Annotated in this window: 11 protein-coding genes, 1 pseudogene and 1 riboswitch; of the genes and pseudogenes, 5 read left to right on the top strand and 7 right to left on the bottom strand. The window is 44.5% G+C overall.

The window, feature by feature from the left end:
* Positions 1 to 9 precede the first annotated feature (9 nt).
* Positions 10 to 3,799, bottom strand: a pseudogene (gene metH, locus V7Q33_RS02580) (methionine synthase).
* Between the two features lie 52 nt (positions 3,800 to 3,851).
* Positions 3,852 to 3,972, bottom strand: a riboswitch (SAM riboswitch).
* Positions 3,973 to 4,439: 467 nt separating this feature from the next.
* Here metH and V7Q33_RS02570 point away from each other — a divergent pair.
* Positions 4,440 to 5,336 (top strand): Ppx/GppA phosphatase family protein, encoded by an 897-nt coding sequence (locus V7Q33_RS02570; protein ID WP_331983394.1) that lies wholly within the window; start codon positions 4,440 to 4,442, stop codon positions 5,334 to 5,336.
* A 5-nt stretch (positions 5,337 to 5,341) separates the two neighbouring features.
* Here V7Q33_RS02570 and V7Q33_RS02565 read toward each other — a convergent pair whose 3' ends face one another.
* Positions 5,342 to 6,166, bottom strand: a complete 825-nt coding sequence (locus V7Q33_RS02565; protein ID WP_333818800.1) for an outer membrane beta-barrel protein — start codon at positions 6,164 to 6,166, stop codon at positions 5,342 to 5,344.
* 233 nt (positions 6,167 to 6,399) lie between these two features.
* Between V7Q33_RS02565 and V7Q33_RS02560 the strand changes: the two genes are divergently transcribed.
* From V7Q33_RS02560 to V7Q33_RS02545, 4 genes are all read left to right on the top strand, one after another.
* Positions 6,400 to 7,713, top strand: coding sequence for a PorP/SprF family type IX secretion system membrane protein (locus V7Q33_RS02560; protein ID WP_331983390.1), 1,314 nt, complete (start codon positions 6,400 to 6,402; stop codon positions 7,711 to 7,713).
* Between the two features lie 2 nt (positions 7,714 to 7,715).
* Positions 7,716 to 11,003 (top strand): FG-GAP-like repeat-containing protein, encoded by a 3,288-nt coding sequence (locus V7Q33_RS02555; RefSeq protein ID WP_333818799.1) that lies wholly within the window; start codon positions 7,716 to 7,718, stop codon positions 11,001 to 11,003.
* 286 nt (positions 11,004 to 11,289) lie between these two features.
* Positions 11,290 to 17,802: a gliding motility-associated C-terminal domain-containing protein gene (locus V7Q33_RS02550; RefSeq protein ID WP_333818798.1), complete on the top strand. Its 6,513-nt coding sequence runs from the start codon at positions 11,290 to 11,292 to the stop codon at positions 17,800 to 17,802.
* A 17-nt stretch (positions 17,803 to 17,819) separates the two neighbouring features.
* Complete coding sequence (locus V7Q33_RS02545) at positions 17,820 to 18,770, top strand: PorP/SprF family type IX secretion system membrane protein (RefSeq protein WP_331983384.1); 951 nt, start codon at positions 17,820 to 17,822, stop codon at positions 18,768 to 18,770.
* 70 nt (positions 18,771 to 18,840) lie between these two features.
* Here V7Q33_RS02545 and ppk1 read toward each other — a convergent pair whose 3' ends face one another.
* The 5 genes from ppk1 to V7Q33_RS02520 all read right to left on the bottom strand — a co-directional run bounded on the left by ppk1 (position 18,841) and on the right by V7Q33_RS02520 (position 26,264).
* Positions 18,841 to 20,967, bottom strand: a complete 2,127-nt coding sequence (gene ppk1 / locus V7Q33_RS02540) for a polyphosphate kinase 1 (RefSeq protein WP_331983382.1) — start codon at positions 20,965 to 20,967, stop codon at positions 18,841 to 18,843.
* Between the two features lie 95 nt (positions 20,968 to 21,062).
* Positions 21,063 to 23,018 (bottom strand): DNA topoisomerase (ATP-hydrolyzing) subunit B, encoded by a 1,956-nt coding sequence (gyrB, locus tag V7Q33_RS02535; RefSeq protein WP_331983380.1) that lies wholly within the window; start codon positions 23,016 to 23,018, stop codon positions 21,063 to 21,065.
* A gap of 303 nt (positions 23,019 to 23,321) precedes the next feature.
* Complete coding sequence (locus V7Q33_RS02530) at positions 23,322 to 24,233, bottom strand: polyphosphate kinase 2 family protein (RefSeq protein ID WP_331983378.1); 912 nt, start codon at positions 24,231 to 24,233, stop codon at positions 23,322 to 23,324.
* A gap of 62 nt (positions 24,234 to 24,295) precedes the next feature.
* On the bottom strand, positions 24,296 to 24,664 hold the full coding sequence (locus V7Q33_RS02525) for a CoA-binding protein (protein WP_331983376.1): 369 nt from the start codon (positions 24,662 to 24,664) through the stop codon (positions 24,296 to 24,298).
* Positions 24,657 to 26,264, bottom strand: coding sequence for an NAD(P)/FAD-dependent oxidoreductase (locus V7Q33_RS02520; RefSeq protein ID WP_331983374.1), 1,608 nt, complete (start codon positions 26,262 to 26,264; stop codon positions 24,657 to 24,659). The genes V7Q33_RS02525 and V7Q33_RS02520 overlap by 8 nt, the downstream gene beginning before the upstream one ends.
* Positions 26,265 to 26,302 lie beyond the last annotated feature (38 nt).

Here is a 26,302-nt window from a genome sequence, read left to right as displayed (position 1 = left end):
CTTCAACACCTACAAATCGTAGCTCAAATTCGGAGCCAGCCATTTTTCAATTTCTTCTATAGTCATGGATTTGCGCTGGGCGTAGTCTTCGACCTGGTCTTTTTCAATTTTGCCGAGGCCGAAGTACTTGGAATCGGGATGAGAGAAGTAGAAGCCGCTAACAGCTGCGCCAGGATACATAGCGTACGACTCTGTCAGTTGTATGCCTACTTTTCCTGCATCAAGTATTTCGAATAGTAATTTCTTCTCCGTGTGGTCAGGGCATGCCGGATAACCGGGAGCCGGGCGTATACCTTTATATTCTTCGGCTATAAGTTGATCGTTGGTTAGATATTCATCGTTTGCATAGCCCCATATATCCTGACGCACCTTTTCATGCAGGCATTCGGCGAAGGCCTCTGCTAAACGATCGGCCAGCGCTTTCGCCATGATCTCCGAGTAATCGTCATGATTCGCTTTATATTTATCCACGAGCTTCTCTAACCCGAGACCTGCTGTTACAGCAAACATACCGAGATAATCTTTGCCTGGTTCCGGCGAAACAAAGTCTGACAAACAGAAATTAGGAAGGTTTTGTGCTTTCTTATTCTGCTGTCGCAGGAAATGAAATGTAGCAAAAGGATTTGACTGACCATCCTTGTAGAGATCTATATCATCGCCGGTATTTACGGCCTGATAGAAAGCGATAACACCATTTGCCTGTAGGCTCTTGTTGTGGATGATCTCATCCAGCATGGCATTGGCATCATCAAAAAGTTTTTTGGCTTCCACTCCTACTACCGGATCTTGCAATATACCGGGATAGCGGCCTGCCAGCATCCAGGTCTGGAAGAACGGTGTCCAGTCTATATATTTTCGAAGCTCTTCCAATGGGAATTGGATAAACTCTTTTCTGCCAAGTACAGATGGCTTGGTATACCGCGTAGCAGACCAATCAATATTTACTTTATTCTTACGCGCATCTGCCAGCGATATATAGTTTTTGGTTCCCTTACGATTTTCGTGGTCAACCCGTAACTGCTGATACTCCTGTTTTACTTTCGATTTAAAGCCTGCACGTGTTTCCGTGCTGATCAACTCGCTGGCCACTGGCACAGAACGCGAAGCATCCAATACATGTACTACCGGCCCATCATATACCGGGTCGATCTTTACAGCGGTGTGAATGCGTGATGTGGTAGCTCCACCAATGAGCAAAGGTAAATCCAGCTTTTCACGCTGCATCTCGCGCGCCACGTGCACCATTTCATCGAGTGATGGTGTGATTAAACCACTCAGGCCAATCACATCTACTTTTTCTTTCTTGGCCGCTTCAATGATCTTTTCAGAAGGCACCATTACACCCAGATCAACTACTTCATAGTTGTTACAGGCTAACACTACGCCCACTATATTTTTGCCTATATCATGCACATCGCCTTTCACTGTAGCCATTAATATTTTGGCTGCCGTTTTATTAGTTGTGCCGTTCAGACGTTTTTCTTCTTCGAGGTAGGGCGTGAGGTACGCAACGGACTTCTTCATTACGCGGGCGCTCTTCACCACCTGCGGGAGAAACATTTTACCGGCACCAAAAAGGTCACCCACTACATTCATTCCGGCCATCAGCGGTCCTTCAATAACATGCAAAGGTCTGCCGTATTTGATGCGTGCTTCTTCTGTATCCTGATCTATAAAATCGATAACACCTTTTACCAGCGCATAGGTTATGCGTTCTTCTACGGTGCCTTTCCTCCACTCGTCATCCGTCTCTTTTTTCTTGGCCGATCCTTTTACCGTTTCTGCAAACTCCAGCAGGCGCTCGGTGGCATCGTCTCTGCGATTCAGCAGGACATCTTCTACACGCTCCAGCAGCTCTTTGTCGATCTCATCGTATACTTCCAGCATCGTTGGGTTTACAATACCCATGTCCATACCATTTTTTATAGCATGATACAGGAAGGCAGAGTGCATTGCTTCGCGCACTTTCTGATTTCCTCGAAAGCTGAACGACACGTTGCTTACACCACCACTCACATGTGCACCCGGTAAATTTTCGCGTATCCATTTGGTAGCACGAAAAAAATCAAGTGCGTAGTTACGGTGCTCTTCTATACCGGTAGCTACCGGAAATATATTCGGATCGAAAATGATATCCTCCGGAGGGAACTTTACTACGTTCACCATGATATCATAGGCGCGCTTGCAAATCGATATTCTTCGTTCGTATGTATCGGCTTGTCCCTGTTCATCGAATGCCATCACTACTACAGCAGCTCCATAGCGCTTCACCAGCTTTGCCTGACGAATAAATTCTTCTTCTCCTGATTTTAAGCTGATGGAGTTTACAATGCCTTTACCTTGCAGGCATTTCAATCCGGCTTCGATCACCTCCCACTTGGATGAATCGACCATTACGGGTATAACTGCAATCTCCGGTTCAGAAGCCATTAAGTTCAGATACTTGACCATGGCTGCTTTGGAGTCGAGCATCCCCTCATCCATGTTCACATCAATCACCTGCGCTCCACCCCTCACCTGGTCGAGTGCTACTTCCAATGCTTCTTCAAATTTATCTTCCTTAATCAGCTTCAGAAACTTTGCCGAACCTGTTACATTCGTTCGTTCTCCAATGTTAACAAAATTCGACTGCGGTGTAATTTCTATTGCTTCAAGGCCACTTAATTTCAATCTGTAATCCATGGGTGGGTCAATTATCAAAGCCTGCTTTCGCAGGATGTTGCTTTATTATTCGAGGTTAGCTTTCGACTATATATCGGATGATTTTTTTGTATATATATGACTATCAGTTTACAGTTTCTGCTACTGAAGTCTGTATTAGTCGTGGTTTATATTTAGCAGCTATGGATGCTATGAGTTTAATATGATCGGGTGTAGTGCCGCAGCAACCACCTACAATATTGATCAATCCTTCCTTGAGAAATACTTCAACCTGCGAACCCATCTCTTCGGGGGTTTGATCGTAATGTCCAAACTCATTGGGAAGCCCTGCATTTGGATACGCGCTCACAAAGAATGGCGCCTTCTCATTCAACACCTGTAGATACGGTCTCAACTGGCTCGCACCAAGCGCGCAGTTCAATCCTATACTTAACAATGGCACATGCGATACAGACACAAGGAACGCTTCTGTAGTTTGCCCGGATAATGTTCTTCCACTTGCATCGGTAATCGTTCCTGACACCATCACGGGTAACGTCTTGCCAATTTCATCAAACAACTCCTGTATCGCGAACAGGGCAGCCTTCACATTAAGTGTGTCAATAATCGTTTCCAGCAGCAGTATATCTGCGCCTCCGTCTATAAGACCTTTTGCCTGTTGCTTGAATGCAAGGGCAAGCTCATCGAACGTAATCGCTCTATAGCCCGGGTTATTTACATCCGGAGAAAGTGAAGCCGTCTTGTTGGTAGGCCCCATAGCACCGGCCACAAATCGCGGCTTGGACGGATCTTTTTTGGTATACTCATCTGCAACTTCTTTGGCAATCTTTGCAGAGTAATAGTTCAGGTCATATACCGCATCTTCCAGATGATAATCGGCCTGGGCAATGGTTGTACCACTAAACGTGTTGGTTTCGAGTATATCCGCACCTGCTTCCAGGTATTGACGATGTATTTCTTTAATAATGTCCGGACGCGTGATAGAAAGAACATCGTTATTTCCTTTCAGCGGAGACGGATGGTTTTTAAAACGCTCACCGCGAAAGTCTTCTTCTTCCAGCTTATACCGCTGAATCATCGTACCCATAGCACCATCGATTACGAGGATACGTTCTTTCAAAATGTCTTCGATTTTCATAAAGCCCTCCATAATTTGATATTCGCTATCCAGAGAGCCCGTAAGGTGGGTTTACTTATCTTTTCCACCACAAGTCAAGTATTTGTAGTGAAAGGGATTTAGCACAACATTCCTTCCGGAATAGGATGCTAAGACGTCATCGGGCCCAGTCCCTCAGTCTTTCTGGATAAGCAAGCACAAATAAAATGAATAGGAAGGAAACTACAAAACTTTAAAGCTGCGAGCTGCGATGCGTTAGCCGTTATCTGTTACACGTTAATCGAAGATGGCTTTCGTGTAGTGGAAAACAATTAACAAGGTAACGATGTGAAATTTTAATAACGAACAAGGAACATCAGTTAACGAATAGTTAAGGTTACCAAGTTAACTGTTACTTGGTGGAGTTTATAACGGTTAACCTGTAACAGTTAACGTGTAACCCATTCTTTCAGCAGGCGGCCCAAAACCTGTTGCCATTTCCCGCAAACGTTTATTGAAATTTAACTTTGCAGATTGCATCTCGAACGAATCATTTCATGATCTTTGCAATACCAAATTGTACCTCAGCCATGAACCAATATTCCACGGGTATTTGTAACCTCTCGTTTGTGTTAACGGCTCCGCTATCTGTACTTTATCCAGCATCTATACTCCGCGCCGAATGAAAATTGCCGCCATCGACATCGGTTCCAACGCTATACGCTTTCAGGTTTCTACTGTACTGACGAACGATAAAACACACCCGGTATTTAAAAAACTGGAATACATACGCTTTCCGCTTCGTTTGGGACACGATGTGTTCACTACTCAGCGCATCAGTGATAAAAGCATCAGCAAGTTCAAGAAGCTTATGAAAGCTTACAAATTGTTGTTGGAACTTTATGAGGTAGACAGCTATATGTTCTGCGCAACCTCGGCTATGCGCGAATCTGATAACGGAAGTGAATTAGCCGACCAGATACAGGAGGAATTTGGCATCACCATCAACATCATCGATGGCAACCGTGAAGCTGAGCTAATCAATCGGGCCATCAGCTCATACCTCACAGACGAAACATATCTCCATATTGATGTGGGTGGTGGCAGTACCGAGTTAAACTTGTACGCTGGCGGCAAAAAAATAAAAACCCGCTCTTTCAAGATTGGATCAGTACGTGTACTCGAGCAAATTGATTCTCCCCTCATGTGGCAAGACATGGAGCATTGGATCAAGGAACACGTTAAAGAAGAATACGGCAGAGTAACCGCAGTAGGAACCGGCGGTAACATCAGTAAGATATTTGAGCTTGCCCAGCTTAAACCGGGAAGTACCATGTCGATAAAGAAGGTAAAGCAAATCCGCGATATGGTGGAAGCGTATTCACTCGAAGACCGCATCTATAAATTACAGATGAACCCCGATCGTGCGGATGTAATTATACCGGCCAGCCATATATACCTTCAGGTAATGGAATGGGCGCATGCAGAATCTATACTTGTACCGGAAGTTGGTCTCAAAGATGGTATTATGCTTCATCTTTACGAGCAAAGTCTGATTCAACAAAAGCTGAATCTCTAAGTAAATTACTTCGGACGTCTCCGGTCGATAGTACTCTTTCCCTTCTTACGTTCTTCTACTTTCAGATCGATCAGGTAGGCAAGCGATATGCGGAATCCCTGGTTGCGTATTTTTTGTGTTTCACTAAAGGAACGAAATTCAGGACCGAACACACCATTGCTTTCTCTGCTTAGATATGAGTGTCCTAACTCGTAGCGCAACGTTAAGACCATTTCCCGATCACGCGCTGGTTCAAATAAGAATCCGGCTGTAAAGTTGAGTCCTAACTGTATACGGTTGGGATGTTGAATGACCATATCGGTTTCCTGAGCCGTTGCCGGATCTTTTCCAAACTTGATCTTCACGGGAATAACATATGAGTCTCCGCCATGAAATTCATGTGTGTCACCATTTTCAAAGGTTCCTTTTCCTCCCAGCCAGTAACTTACGTTTGGACCTATACCAAGTGAATATTTAAACGATTTTGTACCGATCGTACCTTTAAAATAAGCGGTATATACTAAAGGCATCTCGATATAGTTATACTTCAGCTTTAAAGCGAGGCCTTCAGGATCATTGGAAACATCTTTACCCCTTCTGGTCATATCCTTGCCCTTGGTTGAATAGATTAGTGACGTGTGCAAAAAGAATCGTTTACGCACTTTAAACGCGAGATGACCACCAATATGATACCCCATAACGGGTGTAACACGATACTGACTTTTCAAATCCTTGTCACCAAATGACGTCCAGGAATAATTGAAGCCTGCAACAGGACCTACCAATACCTGCGTGTATGCTTTGTAAGATAAAAATATAAGAATAAAAACACTTGCTAAACGTGCTCTCACGAACTTCCAGTTTTGAGGGTTAATTCTTTCTCTTTAAATGCCCAAAAATAGGGGTTTTCACTCAAGTTAGGCGATGAACAATTCTATTAAACCAAAAAAACGCTGTATATTCGTGAGTTTTCTGTAAACTGACTTTTTAAACTGATACAATTCACTCTAATGTTAGTTCATTTGTACTTGCGCGCACAAACTTAGAGTGGCTTTTAAGCAAAGGCCCATATTAATGGACGGGAATGCGATATTTTTTTAACTCACTTATCAGCCTTCTATGCTTGGTGTGTGGATATACTGTATCTGCACAGAACTACCCTGTTTACAATAATTTCTTTGTTAATCCATATTTGTACAATCCTGCAGAGGCCATTACCGACTATACGTACATATACGCATTGCATCGTCAGCAATGGACGGGTATCGAGGGGGCGCCTCAATTATCTACACTGACTTTCAATACGATGATCAATGAAAGTCGCGCGGGTGTTGGAGGAAAAATATCATCCTACAAACGAGGGCTTCTCAATACAACAGATTTCACCTTGTCGTATGCTTACGCGATGCCGGTAGGGCAAAAAAACTGGCTGATGTTCGGACTATCAGGAGGCGCTATCAGTAATTCGATTGATGTAAATAAAATCACTGACCCCAACGATCCTGCTATTGCCAATTATGCTGCCAACAACATGCAACCGGTATCGAGTTTTGGTCTTCTCTATCGCTCTGGCTCCGGTATAAATATAGGGCTCTCACTTCCCCAATTATTTCCATCCAAGTTCAATAGCGATGCCAGCTTTAATATTACAACGGTATCACCAACTGACAATGTTTTCTTCACGATCTACTACAAGAAGAAAGTTGAGAGCAAAATTGTAAGTAAAACGAGAGGTGGCGTGAAGCGAAAAGTGAAATCAAAGGAAACCATCGCCCCGTTAGAGCTGTACTTTAACTACAAGTATTCCAAGTTCGGCACAAGCCAGTTCGAGTTGTTGGGAAAACTCAATCTGTCGGAAAACTTCTGGGTGGGTGCCTCTTATCGGTTGCCCTACGGGTACACGGCCAACCTCGGCCTTAAAGTAAACCGGTTCATATTAGGATATTCTTATGAACCCGGAGGCCAGCCTGCAAGTGGTTTTTCTCAGGGCACACATGAAGTAATATTGGGAGTGAAACTAGGCACAGCTAAGAAATTTAAACGCGCAGCACCTGTACTGCGTTCTACACTTACACGTTCTCCTAACGAGAAGCACACAGCCCGCTTCCAGGAGGGAACAGAAGATCCGGATAACATCAATAAGACAGATGAAAATAAGAAGCGTTACTTTGTGGTAATCAATGTATTTCCTGACTTTAACAAGGCGGATGCGTTTAAACGGAAACTTGTGAACGACAAGTTCAACGCGGATATCTTCTATAATCCACAAGACAAAAAGTATTACGTGCATGTGCTGGAAACCAGCAAAGCATCGGAAGCACATGAAGAAATCCGCAATCTGAAAACTTATACGAAACTGAAAACAGCTCGTCTGTTAGTTGTAACGACTCAGAAGTAGATATGATTATGGTTACGTTTTCAACTCCCGGCTGCATTTATAGCATTATGAAAGTAATGCTAAGACTTGCTGCCAGACCCGTTGGTATCCTTCTTCTGCTGTTAGTATTCCATTTGTCTTTCGCGCAACGTCCGGATATACGTTCGGTGAACCGATCTTCCGGTAGCATGTCTGAAGTCCTTTCAATCACCGGAAGTAATTTCGGAACAAATGCTTCCAACCTGGCAGTATATTTTGGTGCTGTAAAAGCTTCCATTGTTACTGTCACGGATCAATTGTTGGAAGTGCAGGTACCACCCGGCACCACCTATCGCAATATAGCCGTTACAAATACCACCACCGGCCTTACCGGATATAGTGAAAATCCATTTTTATTAAGCTTCAGTGGAAAACATCCGTTCAACACAGCCAGCCTTAGTACGCAATCGGACTTTGACGCGGAGAAAGGGCTTTACGATCATTGCCTTTGCGATCTTGATAATGATGGTAAACCAGATATAGCAACAGCAAACAATGGCAACAACAACATCACCATCCTTCGAAACACAAGTACGTTGGGCGGCAGCATCAGCTTCACAAAAATTCCCTTTGCCCTCGGCACATTCTCTCTTCATGTACGCTGTGGCGACCTCAACGGTGATGGCAAACAGGATCTTGTAGTAACCGAAGGTACAACAGCGTTGAGTGATCGAGTTTTCGTTTTGCAAAACACAAGCTCAGGTCCGGGCAACATAAATTTTAATACTATCCCCATAAAACTTACCGGAAGAAAAAATACCAAGATCGAGATTGCGGATCTGGATTTGAACGGTAAACCAGAAGTATTAATAACAGACCAGGGAAGCAATACAATCTCCATACTGGTGAATCAAAGCACTGTATCAACCATTGCCTTCGATGCAACACCTGTTAACCTGACAATTCCATCGGCAGCCAGTACGGATGGTATAGCAGCCGAAGATTTGAATGGTGACTCATATCCTGAAATCGTAACAAGTCAATTTCAAACTGCCACGAGCAACCTATTCATCATTGAAAATAAAAGTACAGTCGGGACTATTTCGCTCGGCACCATTACAACCCTACCCATTGGTAACACGGTAAAGAGAATACGCATCGGAGATCTGGATAACGATGGCAAGAAAGATATAGCAGTTACCCAGCTGTTGGGTGCGGCTGTGTCGGTCTTTCTGAATCAAAGTTCCAGTTCCATCAGCTTTGGCACTCCTAAGATTATAACCACTGAGGCCAATCCGTGGGGACTTGATTTTGGTGATATAGATGGTGATGGGAACATCGATATTGTTGTAGCTTCCGTTACCCAAACCAAACTTACGATTCTGAACAATGAAAGTACCCCGGGCAATCTTTCCTTTGTAAAGCAAACTGTTAACACCACCTATGTCACCCGACACGTGCGCATTGGCGATCTTGACGGAGACGGTAAACCGGATATATCGTTTACCAGTATTGATAATGCCAGTGTACTGGCATCCAAAGTTTCTGTTTTCAGGAATACATCCTGTGTATTCCCGGTGATCACTCCTAAGGAAACCCCGCTCGCACTTTGTACTGCTGCTTTGCCTTTTACGTTAAAAGCAACTGTAAGCAATGGCGCATACTATGAGTGGAAAAAGAACGGCATAGTAATGTCATGCGGGCTTAACCAAAGTTCATTTGCTGTAACAGCGGCATCAGGAACCGGAACTTATACTGTAAGAATATTAGCCGAAGGGTCCACATGTTCATCGGCAGGAACATGTGGGGAAGAGTCTGATGGCATCGATATAACCATCTCTGCAGGTTCCGCGGCACTGGTTAATCCGATCAACAACGGCCCTGTCTGCATAGGAAGTACTCTAAAACTAAGTTTAACCACCGACATAGGCGCAAGCTATAAATGGACAGGGCCCAATGGTTATTCAGCCACTGGAGCAAATCCTCCTGACGTAAGCAATTTTAGTCTCGACAACGCAGGACGCTATTATGTAGATGTGATTGTAGGAACATGTTTTGCGCGCAGAGAATCCACGCTCGTAGAAGCTATAAATGTTCCGACTTTTTCCATAAGCCCTGCTGACGCAGTGGTCCTCTGCCAGGGGGATCCCAACAAAAGTCTATCGGTTGTACCGAATGATGCTGCCTATACCTATCAATGGTTTAAAGATGGTACTTCAATCGCTACAGGACCAACCTATTCGGTTACCTCTACTCCTTCCTCAAGTGGCAGCTATACCGTAAAGGCATCTAACGCTGGTTGCAGTGTTAACATCGAAACTGCACCTGTAACAGTAAGTGTAGCTTCGTCCATCACAGCAGCGTTTACAGCACCTGCATCAGCATGTGCCGGGCAAAATGTTAAATTCACCAACACATCGACATCCGATGCTTCGGCTACTACTTTCTATAGCTGGAATTTCGGTGATGGCAAGACCTCTGCTGACAAAGAACCTGAGCATATTTTTACAACAGCCACATCATACAATGTCGCGCTGACGGTATCTTATAAAGACAATGCTTGTGCAAACACTGTAACGGTTCCTATAACTATAACAACGGCACCTCCTGTAGCGATTACAAACCCGTCTGATACTTACACATTCTGTGAAGGCAGCCCATTGCTGCTCGAAGTCAACGGGTCTTTCACAAGCTATACCTGGAGTACAGGAGCCTCTACATCTTCTATTGAAGTAACAACGGCGGGTACCTATACCGTTGATGTAACAGCTTCCAATGGCTGTGTGCTCACGGCAAGTCGTACGGTGCAGACATTGCCGGCAACATTAGTCGTAGCATCCGCTACGCCCGATCAGATTAACGAAGGTGAATCATCTCAGCTATCGGCCTCAGGACTTGATAATTATACCTGGGAACCAGCCGAAACCCTGTCTAATGCCACCATAGCAAATCCGGTAGCAACACCCCTCGTAACCACTACTTATACCGTAAAAGGGCTTGATAGCAACGGATGCCAGGGTTCTGGAACAGTAGTGGTAAAAGTGGCTGGTGAAGCCATTGTAAACAAACTGAAGCCAGGCAATTTTATATCTCCTAACAACGATGGCCCCAATGAATTGTGGGTGATTGAAAACATTCAAGGTTATCCACAATGCGGTATTGTTATATACGATGATAAGGGGGTAAAAGTATTTGATGCCAAGCCATACCAGAATAACTGGGATGGAACCTTCAATGGCAAGAAACTTCCCGATGGCGTATACTATTATATTATCCGTTGTGACGGAGAAGAGGGTGTGCCACGAGCAGGCAGCATAACCTTAATACGTTAATATACTCATGCAATTTATCGGCGGTTTCCTACCGGCTGTCGATTAGCCTCCTGTTTCCGCAAACATTTGGGCTGCAAACCTTACATCTTTTGGTTACAAGACTCCCGCTGATCTTAATATAGTATCAGGACTCACATACATTGAACCGTCTGGAACAGATACCAGGAATTTTAAGCCATCCTATAGTTAGTAGTACAAATAAAGGTAAGCTTAAAGAATATTGGTCGCCCAAAACGATGTAGATGAGACTTGTGTCCTTAGATTTGCACTTAATTTCTTTACCCCTATGAAAAGGTTGATTTTACTGATCATCTTATTTCTCAGTCTGATAGCCGTAAATTCGTTTGCCCAGGAATCTAATTGTAACAACAACCTCGATGACGATGGCGATGGACTGGTAGACTGCCGTGATGGTGACTGCCCTGGCAAAGTATGTGAGATTTGTGACAATGGCATTGATGATGATGGTGACCGTTTTATTGATTGTTATGACAAAGAATGTTCCATAGATGCGGCTTGTGCCAACTTCTTTATTGGCAAAGACATAACCTGTAATGTGAAGCCCGACAGCTTTCCACCATTCGAGATGAAGATCAAGTATAAATCAGAACCGAAGCGGGCCAATCACATTAACCGATTAATCGCAGGGGATGTAGACAATGATGGCGTTCCTGAAATTGTTACGACTTATCGAAGTGGTAATGTTTCACCTGCGGAAGGTGTTATCAATATCCTGCAGGCTCCGGCAGGAGGTAGTGGTACACTGGTACTCGACAAACAGATCAATACACTCCCCGATGGCCTCCCTCCTACTTTTGAAGATATAGCGATGGCCGATATCAACAAAGATGGATGTGCGGAAATTTTCATATTAAGCGCCTCCACTGATGGGAATAATTACAAGATTATAGCCTATAACTGTAACGGTACCAAGATATGGACAAACCCGATAAGTTATTCCTTTTATCCTGGTACGATGGGCCTTGCAGACTTCGATGGTGATGGTGCCGTTGAGCTATATACACGTACTCAGATCTATGATGCTCACTCCGGTACACTTATGGGAGAGAATATCTTCGATAACACCTTCCAAAAGAACAGTAATGCTCCTATAGCAGTAGATATACTTACAGCCAGCACCAATATGGAACTTGTAGCTGGTTGTCGGATTTATGAAGTAACCATAAACAGGCCATCTCCTCCACCTGCCATTCCCCCGGTGAATGGTTCTACGTTGACATTAAGTAAACAAAGAACCGAATACTTTACCCGCAAAATCAGGACATCGGGTAGTGGAACCAGTATAGCCGACTTTAACGTAGACGGATACCTGGACGTTGTTGCCGTTGGTTCTCTCAACGATGATGCGAATAACAGCAATCAAACAACAACTATATTTTTCTGGGACGTTCACAACAATCAGCTAAAGACCTATACCGACAAATCTATTACAGGAGATAGCCGGTATACCAACGGCTGGCAAAACGGTGCGGGTCGTATTAACCTGGCAGATATAGATGGCGATGGAGCTATGAACGCAGTATATGTTTCAGGTAAATATCTTTATGCTTTGAAAGAGACTGGAAGCGCGCTCGACACATTGTGGAGACGTGGGGTAACAGAAGAAACTTCAGGTTACACCGGCTGTACCATGTTTGACTTCAATGCCGATGGTAAATCAGAGATCGTATACCGTGACGAAGACTATATTTATATCTACACTACTACAAATACAAGTGGAACAGTATCGGTTACGCGCAGTACACCGGTTCGGTGTGCATCCCGTACTTCCAATGAATATCCCATTGTTGTGGATATGGATGGTGATGGGTCAACTGAAATTTGTGTTACCTGTGCTGTGGACGAAGCTGTGCTCGGAAGAAACCACGATCTGTGGGACGATGCCGAAGTACGGGTATATCAATCAGCCAATGTTCCCTGGGTACCTGCTCGTAAGCTCTGGAACCAGCATGGTTATTTTGTGGTAAACGTAAATGATGACCTTTCTATTCCTCTTAAGATTCAAGGCCATCACCTGATCTATGCTGAGAATGCGAAATGTTTTGTTACTGGAACAAGCCGACCACTGAACAACTTCCTTAACCAGGCTCCTTATCTAAACTCCTATGGTTGTCCTTCGTTTGCGGCGCCTAACCTTGCTGTTGTTCCATACGATGGAAAGACCAACACAAATATACTCATCGCTCCCCCCACCTGTCCTGACAAGAGCTTTAAGGTTTCATTCAAATTCAGGAACAAAGGTGATATAGGCGTGAGCGGTAATCTTCCCGTTTCATTTTACAACGGTGATCCTACTGCTGCAGGTGCAACACTGCTGGGAACTACTGTGATTCCTTTAAGCAATATGAATCCGGGTGATACCCTCGTTCAATCAAACGTTACTGTGACCGGGCCAGGATCTTCGTTTACTCTATACATTGTATTGAACGACAATGGAACTACGGTTCCGTCTCCTATCACAATACCCAATCCTAAAACCGCCATTAAGGAATGCGATTATGGAGATAATATACTGAAGGCGGATGTGATACCTCTGCCGGTAACATTGAATGCCCAACTGATTCGTGACAACCTGAAGTGTGCCAGCGCAGCGCCTGGTATACCACCATCACCGGATAATGGCGCAGTGAAGGCGTATGTTACCTTAAGCAGCGGGCTGAAAGACTCTACAAATTTCAAATTCTACTGGTCGAAAGGTAACGTTGCCAAACCCATGGCTTCAGCAGATTATGTAGGCTTTACCTATACCGGTCTTCCTGCAGGTACTTACACGGTATATGCAGTACACAAAACAGCAAACTGTAATTCTGATACAGTATCGATCAACGTGGGCGAAACATCACGTACGATCGATGTAAAAGTTATGGATGTTCAAAATTCTGATAACTGTAAAAATCCGAATGGCGTACTCCAAGCCGTAGTTAATGATACTGACGGCGATGGCGTTGGGGAGCCGGTGGGAAAGTTCAGCTATATCTGGTTTGCAGGACCTGACATTCTCGTAGGAGATACACTTGGTTTAAGCCACACATTAACCAGTTTAAAACCGGGTACATACTCTGTACTGGTGATAGATAAAGCAACCGGCTGCGGTGGTAACGACTCTGAAGCTATAACGGGCCCTGTTCCCTATACGATTGACACATCACATGTAGACATAACCTGTTCTGCAACAACCTCAGGAAGTGCAACGGCTACGGTAGGTGGCTCTGTGAGTGGATATACCTTCTCTTGGTTTAACGGCTCAAAAGTTTTACCTACTGTAGACTTCAGCGGCTCTGTTTATTCAAACCTAGGTGCTGGCAACTATACAGTATTCGCTACAAACAATTCATCAAAATGTAATTCCGATACAGTAACTGTAAAAGTTAAGCAAACACTGCCTCCGGTTATAACAAGCATCACAAAAGATTCGGATCAATTATCATGTACAGGAAATATTGGCGCGGCCACTGTTAATGTACAGGGCAATGCATCTGACTATACGTATCAATGGTACAAAGGTCCCAATACTGCAACACCTATCGCCGGGGCTACCGGTCAGTCAATCACAGGTCAACCTTCCGGCACCTACACGGTAAAGGTTACCGGTAAAACTACCGGATGTTCTTCTACTGCACAGATTACATTAACCGGACCAGTGCCCGCTACCATTGTAAGTGTTACCCCTACGGGCCAGTCAACTTGTTCACCGAATAACAGCCAAATAGAAGTTCAATCCGTAAGCCCTGGCACACCAAGCGATTACACGTTTGAATGGTATGAAGGTAGCGCAGTTATAGCATCCAAGCTCATTGCATCCAGCCAAACCAATATCTTAAGCGGTATTGCCCCTGGTACTTATACGGTAAGAGCGAAACATAAACTATATGGTTGTGTTACTCCGGCTGTACAGGCTACTGTACAAAATAATATTGTTGATATCACTATTAACTCTCCGGGACTTTCGGCTCCTAACGATTGTAACTCGGCTGACGGTGCTATAGACGTTGTTATCAATCCGGCAACAAGTGCCTCCGGATATGATTTCCACTGGTATAGAGGTTTTACAGTTACTGCTTCCAGCGTTGAGATCACGGCTAATGTTGTTAGTACTTCTTCAACCTCCAACATCTCTTTATTAAAATATGGACAATATGTAGTGGAGATCACCAACCGGGATACAGGCTGTAAAAAGGAATTTCCTATTTACTTGCCATTCCTTAATGGGCACATCCTTTCCCCCTTCTCGCAAACAGATATTACAACATGTGTTCCTGGTATAGGAGGAAGCATTACCGCGGAATTGAAACCGACATCGGGGTTTACAGATGCCAACTACATCGTTGAATATTTTGAAGGAAGTGTGGATCCGGAAACTGCACCCGGAACGGGTACACCGGTAACATCGGTAAACCCGAGCCCCAATGCAGGGAACTACCTGTTCGATTCGAATGGTCCTTTCAATACGGTAATTAAGTATTATACCATGGTAGCAACAGCAGCCGCTGGAACAGGATCGCTGCAGGGCTGTCGTGCTTCAGCAACGTTTGTCATCAAGCAAACTGTATCAGATCCTGTTATTGATGCATCCACTACTGCCGCATCTCTCACGGAGAACAAATATTGCAAGACCTCTGTCGTGGGCAATATGGGAAGTGGATCAATCACACTCGCGCTCGGCTCTGGAAGTGTTGCAACAGATTATGATTATGCATGGACATCTTCAACCGATGCGTCTTTTACAGCCAATACACAGAACATCAGTAATCTTAAACCAGGTGAATATACAGTTGTAGTAACTGACAACGGTGGTGTAAATGCCGGCTGCTTTACAAACAACACCTTTACGATATTGGATAACCCGATGGATCTTACTGTGAACCTGGCCAATGGTGATATGACTTTCACCCAACTGACCCAATGTGGTCCGGATGGAGTCACAGCATTGACACAGGGAACCGCTGCATTCCAACGCATCGTGGTAGATGGAACTACTAATATTACTTCTCCATTCACGGGTTATATTTTCGATTGGAGAAAGATCGATAACAGTGTAGTAGCAGACAATGATGCTATACCAAGTGATATTGGCAATCTTCCTGCCGGAGATTTTTACGTAACGGCCACAGACAACACCAGTCACTGCGATGTTACCGCAAGCTTCACCATTACGGATGAAACATTGAACTCCATTACAGTTGACTTATTGAGTTTCGTTGTTCCTTCAAAGTGTTTAAAACCTGCAAATGTATTAGGACAGTTGGAAGTAGAAGCGAGCGGATTGCCGGGCACCTCTTATACATATAACTGGTTCTTGGGGAAGACAACTACCACAGCATTGCCGGCAGCCAATGTCACAGGACAGGATAGCAACGGAAACCCTGGAAATATAGCACAGACTATCAATCCTGGATTCTTTACTGTACAAGTCGAGAATAATACCTCACACTGTAAGGTGAAGGATACTTATCAATTATCACAAGATACAGCAGTAGTTACGATGACTGCTTCCGCAAGTCCGCTTACTTACTGCGTAAATCCTGATGGTACGACTTATGCGATCATCACTTCGCCCAGCCCGGATGACTACGACTATAAATGGTATATTGGAACAACTGTAAAAGCTAGCCCTGACTATACCGGCAAGCTGGTAACAGGTCTTGTTCAAAACACTTACCTGATTGTTGCTACCGATAAGACAGACGTTGTTTGTACGGTTTCTGACACAGTAGTGGTTGACGACATGCGGATATATCCTGTTGTGACCGCACAGGCAGTCAGCCCTCGCACCAACTGCGATATTATAAAAGCTGACGGTGTTGCATCGGCATCTGTCGGTGGAAATGTAGTTGACTACTCGTTTGACTGGTATGGTAAAACTATTACACCGCCACCATTTGGCACCGGCCCGCAGGTAGGCGATCTTCGTGACAGCACGTATACCGTTGTTGCCAGCGATCTGGTAACCGGATGTTCTGATACAACGCAAGTAACGATTGATTTTGCTCCAATAGGTATCGAACAACCTACAATTGAAGTGGTCTCGAACGTAACAAGCTGTGTGGAAGATAACGGTATATTACAGGCATCTGTAAACGGCAATACTACCGACTACATTTTCGAATGGTATATTGGTCCGGTCGTAAAAGCTTCGCCTGATTTTGTAGGCGCATACTACGACAGCCTTGCCGTAGGCATTTATACCGTACGGGCAACCAGCAAGATCACCGGATGCGTGTCTGACCCTGTGAGTGACGAGATCATCTCGGCCCCTACCATCCCTCAGTTTGAAATTGCAGCATTGCCTGCAAGCTGCGAAGGAGAAGATGGTCAGATTATACTAACCGTTACAAACAGCGTAGATATTGATGAGATCATCTGGGAATCTGCCAATGGAACGGTTATCGGTGACCCTATTTTGAACGGCATACCGGCTGGTCATTATAAAGTAACCGTTATCACACAGATGGGTTGTCAATCATCACAAGAGATTGATGTGATTAACGATATACATCCTTACAACGGTATATCCAGAAACGGTGATGGCAAGAACGATATATTCTACATCAACTGTATCGCGGACTTCCCGAACAACATTGTAAAAGTATTTAACCGTGCAGGCACACTGGTGTATGAACACGAAGGTTATAACAACATCGATATCTTCTTTGACGGTAGGTCAAACAAGGGTATCAGTATGATGGGCACCAACCTTCCTGATGGTACATACTTCTATATCATTGACAAACGGGATGGTTCCAAGCCAATGGCCGGTTACCTGGAAATTGTTAACTAACTTTAGCACCCATACCAATGACCACTACGCTTAAGCGCATTTTTTCAACTACGTTGCTGCTACTGAGTATTGCCATAGCAAGTTATGCACAGCAGTATCCGGTCTTTACACAGTATTATTTTAACGAACTGGTGATAAACCCTGCCTATGCAGGTGCTCACGTAAAGTTTAGCGCAACAGCTATGTATCGCAATCAGTGGGTTAACTTTCCGGGCGCGCCCAGAACATTTAACTTCAGTGCACACTCCGCATTTGCCAGGAACAAAGTAGGTTTAGGTATCATGTTCGACCACGATGAGATTGGTAGTTATAGCAACAACCATATCTACCTGAATTACGCTTACAAGATTCACTTCCCGAATGCAACACTGGCCATGGGTTTGCAAGCAGGCGTAAACCTGCTGGGTGCCGACTATAGCAAGCTCGATCTTCAGAACCCAACAGATGCTTCTTTCTACAGCATCTCGAACCAGGTAAAGCCTAACTTCGGGGCTGGTGTTTTTTATAGCAAGAAGAATTTTTTCCTCGGTTTTTCTGTCCCTTTCATTTTGAATAACCAGGTAGCCAGCTCGGTGGAAAGTCTTTTGGGAGGAATAAAGGAAGCACGTTATTACTTCTTACGAGGTGGTGCCGTATTTCCGTTGGATAGAATGGATAAAGTAAAGATCAATCCATCGTTCCTCGTCCGCACGCAGGAAGGACAGCCTTTGAGCTTCGACATTAATACGGCCTTTATATTTTACGATGTGTTTAGCCTTGGAGGCTCCTATCGTTTGGGAGATGCCTTTATCACATACATTGATCTGAAGCTCACCGAGAAGCTTCACTTTGGTTACTCGTACGATTGGACTCGTTCAGATCTGAATAATTTTTCCAACGGTACACATGAGTTTATGCTGAACTTCCGGTCGATATTCAGAGGTATTCATAAAAATCCTGAATGTCCTCAGTACTATAATTACCGCTAACGAGCTATAAATAAAAAATCCCCGGTTCTTCCGGGGATTTTTTATTGACATCTACTTTTATCAGTTCATTTCAGAAGAGCTTCGCTTCCATTACTATATCTCTGTTCACCTGGTAAAATTCCTTATGAATGTTGAAAGGTGGTTCACCGTTTAGCTCCTTGTTCACGTACGAGCCGTCTTCCTTCATAATGTAAGCGTTTACGTTATCCTTCAAATTGTAACGAAGATTGTTGATTGCCTGCTTCCTGAGAAAATCATCATCCAATAAGAACAGTGATTCAATTCTGCGATCAAAGCTTCGCACCATGGCATCAGCACTTCCAATATATACTTTAGGGTTGCCCGCATTATGAAAATAATATATACGGGAGTGTTCCAAATATTCACCGACAATCGAAATTACCTCTATATTTTCGCTAAGACCTCGCCTTCCTGGTCGCAGGCAGCACATGCCTCGCACAATCAGCTTTATGGTTACACCAGCTTGCGATGCGAGGTATAGTTCGTCAATCAATTCTTTATCCTGGAATGAGTTAAGCTTGATCACAATACCTGCCGGTATACCGTTGCGGGCATTTTCCGCTTCGCGTTTTACCAGGTTGCAAAGCTGTATGCGCATATCACGTGGTGATGTGATCAGATTCCGGTAAGTAGAAGGCTGTGAGTGCCCGGTTATTACGTTGAAGAACTCCGACACATCGTTGGCATAAATTTCTTTCGTTGTGAGCAAGCCGATATCAACATAAAGCCTTGAAGTGCTTTCGTTATAGTTGCCGCTTGACAAATGTACATAGCGGTATACCTTATCATCTTCTTCTTTCCGAACGATGAGCAACAGCTTGGTATGCGTCTTTAAACTGCTCACACCATAGATCACAAAGCAACCCGCTTTCTGCAGACGCTGTGCTTCACGAAGATTGTTCTCTTCATCAAAGCGTGCCTTCACTTCAAACAACACGGACACGTGCTTGCCATTTTCTGCGGCCCGCAACAATGCAGACGTTACACGCGACTCTTTCGCTACGCGATAGATGGTAATCTTGATGGAAAGTACATACGGATCGTCAGCAGCCTTCTCCAGTAATTCGAGCACAGGCTCCATGGAGTTATAGGGATGATGCAAGAGTATATCACGCTCTTTCAAAACCTCAAACAGGTCACGGCTTCCCTGCTCAGGAAAATTTAACGGCTTGATCGGCGCCGAAGGCTGGAATCGCTTACTCTTGAATTCTTTGTGACCGATAATTTGCATGAGGCCGTTAAACTCTAACATGCTTTCTTTCGGAACATAGAAGATGTTGTGTTCGTCAAGATCCCACTGAATTTTCAGCAAGCGCATCATCCAGGGATCCGGATTTTCTTCCACATCCAATCTCACTACACGACCTGTTCTTCGCGTCTTCAATTTACGCTTGAGGTCTTCCAGAAAGTTTGATTCTATATCCTCACTTTCTTCCAGCGTAAAGTCACCGTTTCGATTGATGCGGAAAAGATTAGTACTGGATATTTCAATATTGCGGAAGAGGTTGTGGATGTTATTCCGGATAATCTCTTCGATGGGAATAAACAATATCTTGTCTTCGCTGCTCAGCTCATAGAACCGCGGCAGGTTTTGCGGCACCTGTATAAATGATACGCGCTGCTGGTTCTGAGCATCTGATGTATTTTTGGTTACCACACCAAACATCAACCGGTTATTCATTAAGGTTGGAAAGGTGTGATAATTATCGAACACCATCGGTGTGAGCATTGGAAAAACAATGCTGTTGAAATAGTCATTCACCTTATGTGTATTCTCAACGGACAGCTCGCTATATTTTGCGATCACAAAACCATTTTCCGGAAACAGCGGCTTCAGATTATTCACAAAGTAATCGTTCTGATCATTGAAGAACTTTTGAGTCTCTGTCAATAACAACTTTCGAAAAGGCTCTTCGCGAAGGCCGTTATAATCAAAACGCTCCTTGTTGTAGTCAAGGTAATTGTACAAGCTGCCCAACCGGATCGTACAGAACTCATCGAGGTTGGAAGCTGTAATAGAAAGAAATTTCAGGCGATCAAATATACTTCTATCCGTATGTTTCGCCTGATCTAATACGCGGTAATTAAATTTCAGCCAGCTCAGGTCACGGCTAATGTAATTACTCTCGTCAATCTGTTGTGATATCCTATCTGTAGAAATCTGTAACTCGTCCATGTCAGCAAAGTAAAAAGTTAACCTTATCCGCTAACCATTACCTGCAGTGACACAGTTAATCCGAACGGATAAGCGATTAACGACTTATCAAATTATTAAATATCAATGCGCGCATACTTGGCATTCCTCTCAATGAAGTCTCTTCGCGGAGCTACTTCATCGCCCATCAGCATGGAGAACAAGTGATCTGCTTCTGCAGCAGATTCGATGCTCACCTGCTTCAGTGAACGCTTGCTTGGATCCATTGTGGTGGTCCACAATTGTTCAGGATTCATTTCACCTAAACCTTTGTAACGCTGCACGTTCACAGAATCTTCTTTACCTCCACTGATCTCCGCTACAATCGCGGCACGTTCTTCCTCTGTCCAGCAGTAACGTTCTTCTTTTCCTTTTTTCACCAGGTATAGCGGGGGAAGTGCTATATATACATAACCATTCTCAATCAAGTCTTTCATGTACCGGAAAAAGAATGTGAGAATCAGCGTGCGAATGTGACTACCATCTACATCGGCATCGGTCATGATAATAATCTTGTGATAACGAAGCTTGGTCATGTTCAGCGCTTTGTCGTCTTCCGGTGTACCGAAGCTCACCCCCAACGCTGTGATCATGTTCTTGATCTCTTCGTTCTCGTAGATTTTATGCTCCTGGGCTTTCTCCACATTGAGAATCTTACCTCTCAGCGGAAGGATCGCCTGGAAATTGCGGTCTCTGCCTTGCTTCGCAGAACCACCCGCGGAATCACCCTCTACGAGATAGAGTTCGCATATCGATGGATCGGCACTTGAACAGTCGGCCAGTTTACCCGGAAGACCGGTACCGGAAAGTACATTTTTACGTTGCACCATCTCGCGTGCCTTACGCGCTGCGTGACGGGCCTGTGCAGCCAATATAACCTTGTTTACAATCAGCTTCGCTTCGCGGGGATGCTCTTCCAGGTAATATTGCAATACCTCACCCACAGCCTGGTCTACTGCGCCCATGGCATCTGAGTTACCGAGCTTGGTTTTGGTTTGTCCTTCGAACTGAGGTTCCGCTACTTTTACAGAGATCACCGCGGTTAAACCTTCACGGAAGTCATCGCCGCTGATATCGATCTTTACTTTCTCCAGCAACCCTGATTTATCGGCATAGGTCTTCAGCGTTCTGGTTAATGCTCTGCGGAAACCGGCTACGTGTGTACCACCTTCGTGTGTATTGATGTTGTTCACATACGACACCAGATTCTCACTGAAAGATGTATTATAGCTCAACGCTACCTGGATAGGTATTTCGCCTTTATCATTTTCAATATATATCGGGGCCGGTATAAGCTTCTCGCGTGTTGAATCAATGTAATCTACAAACTCGCGCAAGCCACCTTCGGAAAAGAAGGTCTCTCCTTTTACTTCGCCTTTTTCGTCTTTATCACGAAGGTCTTTCAGATTGATGCGTATACCCGGATTGAGGAATGCCAGTTCGCGTAAGCGTGAAGCAATGGTTTCGTAGTTGTATTCCCAATTGGTAAATATTTGTTTATCCGGAAGGAAATGTACCGTTGTGCCGCGTTCGGATGATTCGCCTGTAACATGCACAGGGTATTTCGGATTACCACGTTCGTATTCCTGTTCAAATATCTTTCCGTCACGTTTTACAGTAACGTGCAACATTTCTGACAAAGCATTTACGCAGGATACACCCACACCGTGAAGACCACCGGAAACTTTATAAGTATTCTTATCGAACTTTCCACCTGCATGCAATACGGTGAGCACAACTTCCAGTGCCGAGCGTTTTTCTTTCTCGTGCATGTCGGTAGGAATACCACGGCCGTTATCTTCTACGGCAATTGAATTGTCTTCATTTACGATAACATTAATCGTATCGCAGTAACCGGCAAGCGCTTCGTCAATCGAGTTGTCAACAACTTCCCATACCAGGTGGTGAAGTCCTTTTATACCTACATCACCGATGTACATGGCCGGGCGTTTCCGCACCGCTTCCAAACCTTCTAAAACCTGAATATTACTGGCTGAATAATCAGCTGGAACTTTCGCTTTCTCTTCGCTCATTGTCAATTTTTGAAACCGTCAAAAATAAGTTTTTTTGCCTGCCACACCGCATCTTTTCAGAAAAAAAACAGCTTATTTTTCACTATAAAACCACCTCAAAATGGGGTCTTAAAGTCATACATGAGGTGTTTGTTTGTAATGAATTGAACGCACTAAAAAACATTGCATCACAACCTGCTATCGCATGCATTTTTATTTCGCAAAAACACGTGTAGTCTGTTTATGATAACAGGAAAAAGAAGGGCTGAAGTTCCTGTCCTGATCAGCAAAAAGCAATGACAAAACTGTCGATGTTCAGCGACATTACTTGTCCTTGCCATTCTCTGCAAGCAATATGGCTTTACCCTGCGCGAGTTCTTCTTTTTGTTTGGCCGATACGGTAGGATATTCGATCGTCAGTTTTTCAAACTGCTCATAGATCACAGAAGCAATTGCCAACCGTGCAAACCACTTGTCATCAGCTGGTATAACAAACCACGGTGCATAGTCTTGTGATGTTTCCTGCAACGCCTGCTCGTATGCCCGCTGATATTCGTCCCAATGTGCACGCTCTTTTATATCGGCAAAAGAAAACTTCCAGTTCTTACTGGGATTATCGATGCGCTCGAGGAATCTCTTCTTCTGCTCTTTCTTAGAAACATGCAGGAAGAACTTTAATATAATGGTTCCGTTCTGAAACAGGTTCTTTTCGAACCGGTTGATTTGCTTTAACCGCTGCTCCCAGAAACGCTCATCTATATCTTTGGTTGAATAAATACCGGGAAGATTTTCATTAAGTATATATTCCGGATGAACGCGCGTAATCAATACGTTTTCGTAATGCGATCGGTTATGAATAGCGATCTCTCCACGTGCCGGCAATGCCAGTGTGTGGCGCCAGAGATAATCGTGATCCAACTCCTGCGATGTTGGTGTTTTAAAGCTGTGCACTTTTACTCCGGTAGGATTAAGGCCGGAGAGTATATGTTTGATTGTGCTGTCCTTTCCCGCTGCATCCATGGCCTGCAAAACAATCAGCACACTATAGCGGTTGTGTGCATATAGTTTATCCTGCATCACCGCGAGGTGCTCAAGTCCTTCCTGCAATAATTGCTGAGCTTCTTCCTTGGTAAGCACGGTTCCTTTATAGGACGTTTCATATTCAGCCAGGCTTATTTTCTTGCCTGGCTTAACCAACATCTTCTTCAGTTGTAAAGCAACTTCCTCGGATACCATAGAGTGACTTACAGGTTAATAAAATGAAATGAGACGATTCGTAAAGGGCGTTCGCCGTTATGCTAAAATTGGCGAGAGCGAAGCAACACCAGTGTACAAGCTTCTGTTGCCTCTATACCCTGGTCTTCCGCAAGCTTTTCAAACTCCTCGTTCTCTGTGCCCGGATTAAAGATAATGCGCTTTGGCTTGAGACTCAAAATATATTCGTACCATTCCGGTTGATGTTGGGGGCCGATATAGAGTGTAACGGTATCAACACCTTCAATGGCTGGTTTCTTCCGGATATCCAGAATTTCACGGCCTGCTACTTCTCCTGTTTTAATGCTGATCGGCACAATCTCGTGATTATACTCCGTAAGCATGGATGCAGCCAGGTAGGCGTATCGCGCCGGATTATTCGTGGCTCCTACAATAACGGTCTTCTTACTCATCTTTGCCTGAAATGTTATCGTTCTTTGAATATATACCCATCTTCACGGCAACAGCTTCTGCACAACGCTCTCCATCCATAGCCGCTGAAACAATTCCCCCTGCATACCCGGCTCCTTCTCCACAGGGAAAAAGATTCTTTATCTGCGGATGCTCCAGCGTTTCCTTGTCTCGTGGTATCTTGACCGGCGATGACGTGCGACTCTCCACGCCTACAATCTGGGCCTCGTTGGTCATATAACCTTTCATCTTACTGCCAAAGTTCCGGAAGCCCTGTTGCAGGGCCTGCGCAACCTTTACCGGAAGCACTTCGCGCATTTCCACCGAAGCAAGTCCGGGTTGGTAAGACGTTTCCGGTAATGACGGTGATACTTTCTTCTCTACAAAATCAACCAGTCTTTGAGCCGGAGCCAGTTGTGTGTTACCTGCAATTTTGCAAGCTTGTTGCTCTACTACAGATTGAAAAACCATGCCAGCCAACGGTCCGTATTTCGCATAGTCTTTAAAATCATTTTCATCTACTGCTACTACAATTCCGGAGTTGGCAAACTTTGAATCTCTTCGCGAAGGACTCATGCCATTTACAACCACTTCGCCAGGCGCAGTAGCTGCAGGTACAATAAATCCTCCCGGACACATGCAGAATGAAAAAACACCCCGATCCTTTCCATCGATCATTGCCTGGTGAACCAGCGCGTATGACGATGCAGGCAAGTACGGTCCGCGATCAATAGCGCAGTGGTATTGTATCCGATCAATCAACTGCTGCGGATGCTCCACGCGTACCCCTAGCGCAAAAGGTTTTGCTTCGATAAGAATGTTTTTATTGTGAAGGAGGTGAAATATATCCCGTGCGGAGTGGCCTGTAGCCAGTATAATGGCTTCGCCTTCTATTACGTCACCGTGTTGCAGCACAACACCGCGAACGCTGTTCTCTTTCACTACAAGATCAGTTACCCGCGTATCGAAATGTACTTCACCTCCTGCATCGATGATGCTTTGCCGCAGGGCTGCAACCAGCTTGGGGAGTTTGTTAGTACCTATATGCGGGTGTGCATCAAAGAGTATATCTTCTTTGGCGCCATGCGCTACCATGATTTCCAGTATCCTTCGTATATCGCCCCGTTTCTTGGAGCGGGTATATAATTTACCATCGGAGTAAGTGCCGGCACCTCCTTCCCCGAAGCAATAGTTTGAATCGGGATTAACAATATGATCTTTGTTGATAGCCGCCAGATCTCTTCGCCTGGCTTGCACATCGCTTCCACGCTCCAGTACGATCGGCTTGAGGCCGAGCTCTATCAATCGCAAGGCTGCAAATAATCCTGCCGGGCCGCTTCCTACCACAATAACACGTCTTTGTGTATGCACATCGTTGTAGCGCGGTATATACCGATCATGTGATTTTCTCTCGGAGGGATCAAGCAATTCGCATTGCACCCGCACCACAACGTGTTTTGAACGGGCATCGATCGAACGCTTTACGGGCTGCACATATACACTGCCATCTTTCTTTAAGCCAAGTTTCTTGTATAGCAATGTTTCGAACTGTGCTTCGTCAAATGCTTCCTGGGGGGTGAGAACTAATTCTACAGTCTTCATGCATGGGAAGGTTTTTATCCTTCAATGAGGCAAATATA

Origin of the sequence: Ohtaekwangia sp. (assembly GCF_036786105.1) — a bacterium.
In the GTDB taxonomy this organism is placed as follows: Bacteria; Bacteroidota; Bacteroidia; order Cytophagales; family Cyclobacteriaceae; genus Ohtaekwangia.
Note: the sequence above shows the minus strand (reverse complement) of the source record. Positions and strands in the feature narration are given on the sequence as shown.

Bases quoted from the DNA above. Each gene is read 5' to 3' on its own strand.
- gyrB (WP_331983380.1), bottom strand. From the start codon at position 23,018: ATGAGCGAAGAGAAAGCGAAAGTTCCAGCTGATTATTCAGCCAGTAAT.
- V7Q33_RS02570 (WP_331983394.1), top strand. From the start codon at position 4,440: ATGAAAATTGCCGCCATCGACATCGGTTCCAACGCTATACGCTTTCAG.
- V7Q33_RS02545 (WP_331983384.1), top strand. From the start codon at position 17,820: ATGACCACTACGCTTAAGCGCATTTTTTCAACTACGTTGCTGCTACTG.
- V7Q33_RS02560 (WP_331983390.1), top strand. From the start codon at position 6,400: ATGCGATATTTTTTTAACTCACTTATCAGCCTTCTATGCTTGGTGTGT.
- V7Q33_RS02520 (WP_331983374.1), bottom strand. From the start codon at position 26,264: ATGAAGACTGTAGAATTAGTTCTCACCCCCCAGGAAGCATTTGACGAA.
- V7Q33_RS02555 (WP_333818799.1), top strand. From the start codon at position 7,716: ATGATTATGGTTACGTTTTCAACTCCCGGCTGCATTTATAGCATTATG.
- V7Q33_RS02530 (WP_331983378.1), bottom strand. From the start codon at position 24,233: ATGGTATCCGAGGAAGTTGCTTTACAACTGAAGAAGATGTTGGTTAAG.
- V7Q33_RS02525 (WP_331983376.1), bottom strand. From the start codon at position 24,664: ATGAGTAAGAAGACCGTTATTGTAGGAGCCACGAATAATCCGGCGCGA.
- V7Q33_RS02550 (WP_333818798.1), top strand. From the start codon at position 11,290: ATGAAAAGGTTGATTTTACTGATCATCTTATTTCTCAGTCTGATAGCC.
- ppk1 (WP_331983382.1), bottom strand. From the start codon at position 20,967: ATGGACGAGTTACAGATTTCTACAGATAGGATATCACAACAGATTGAC.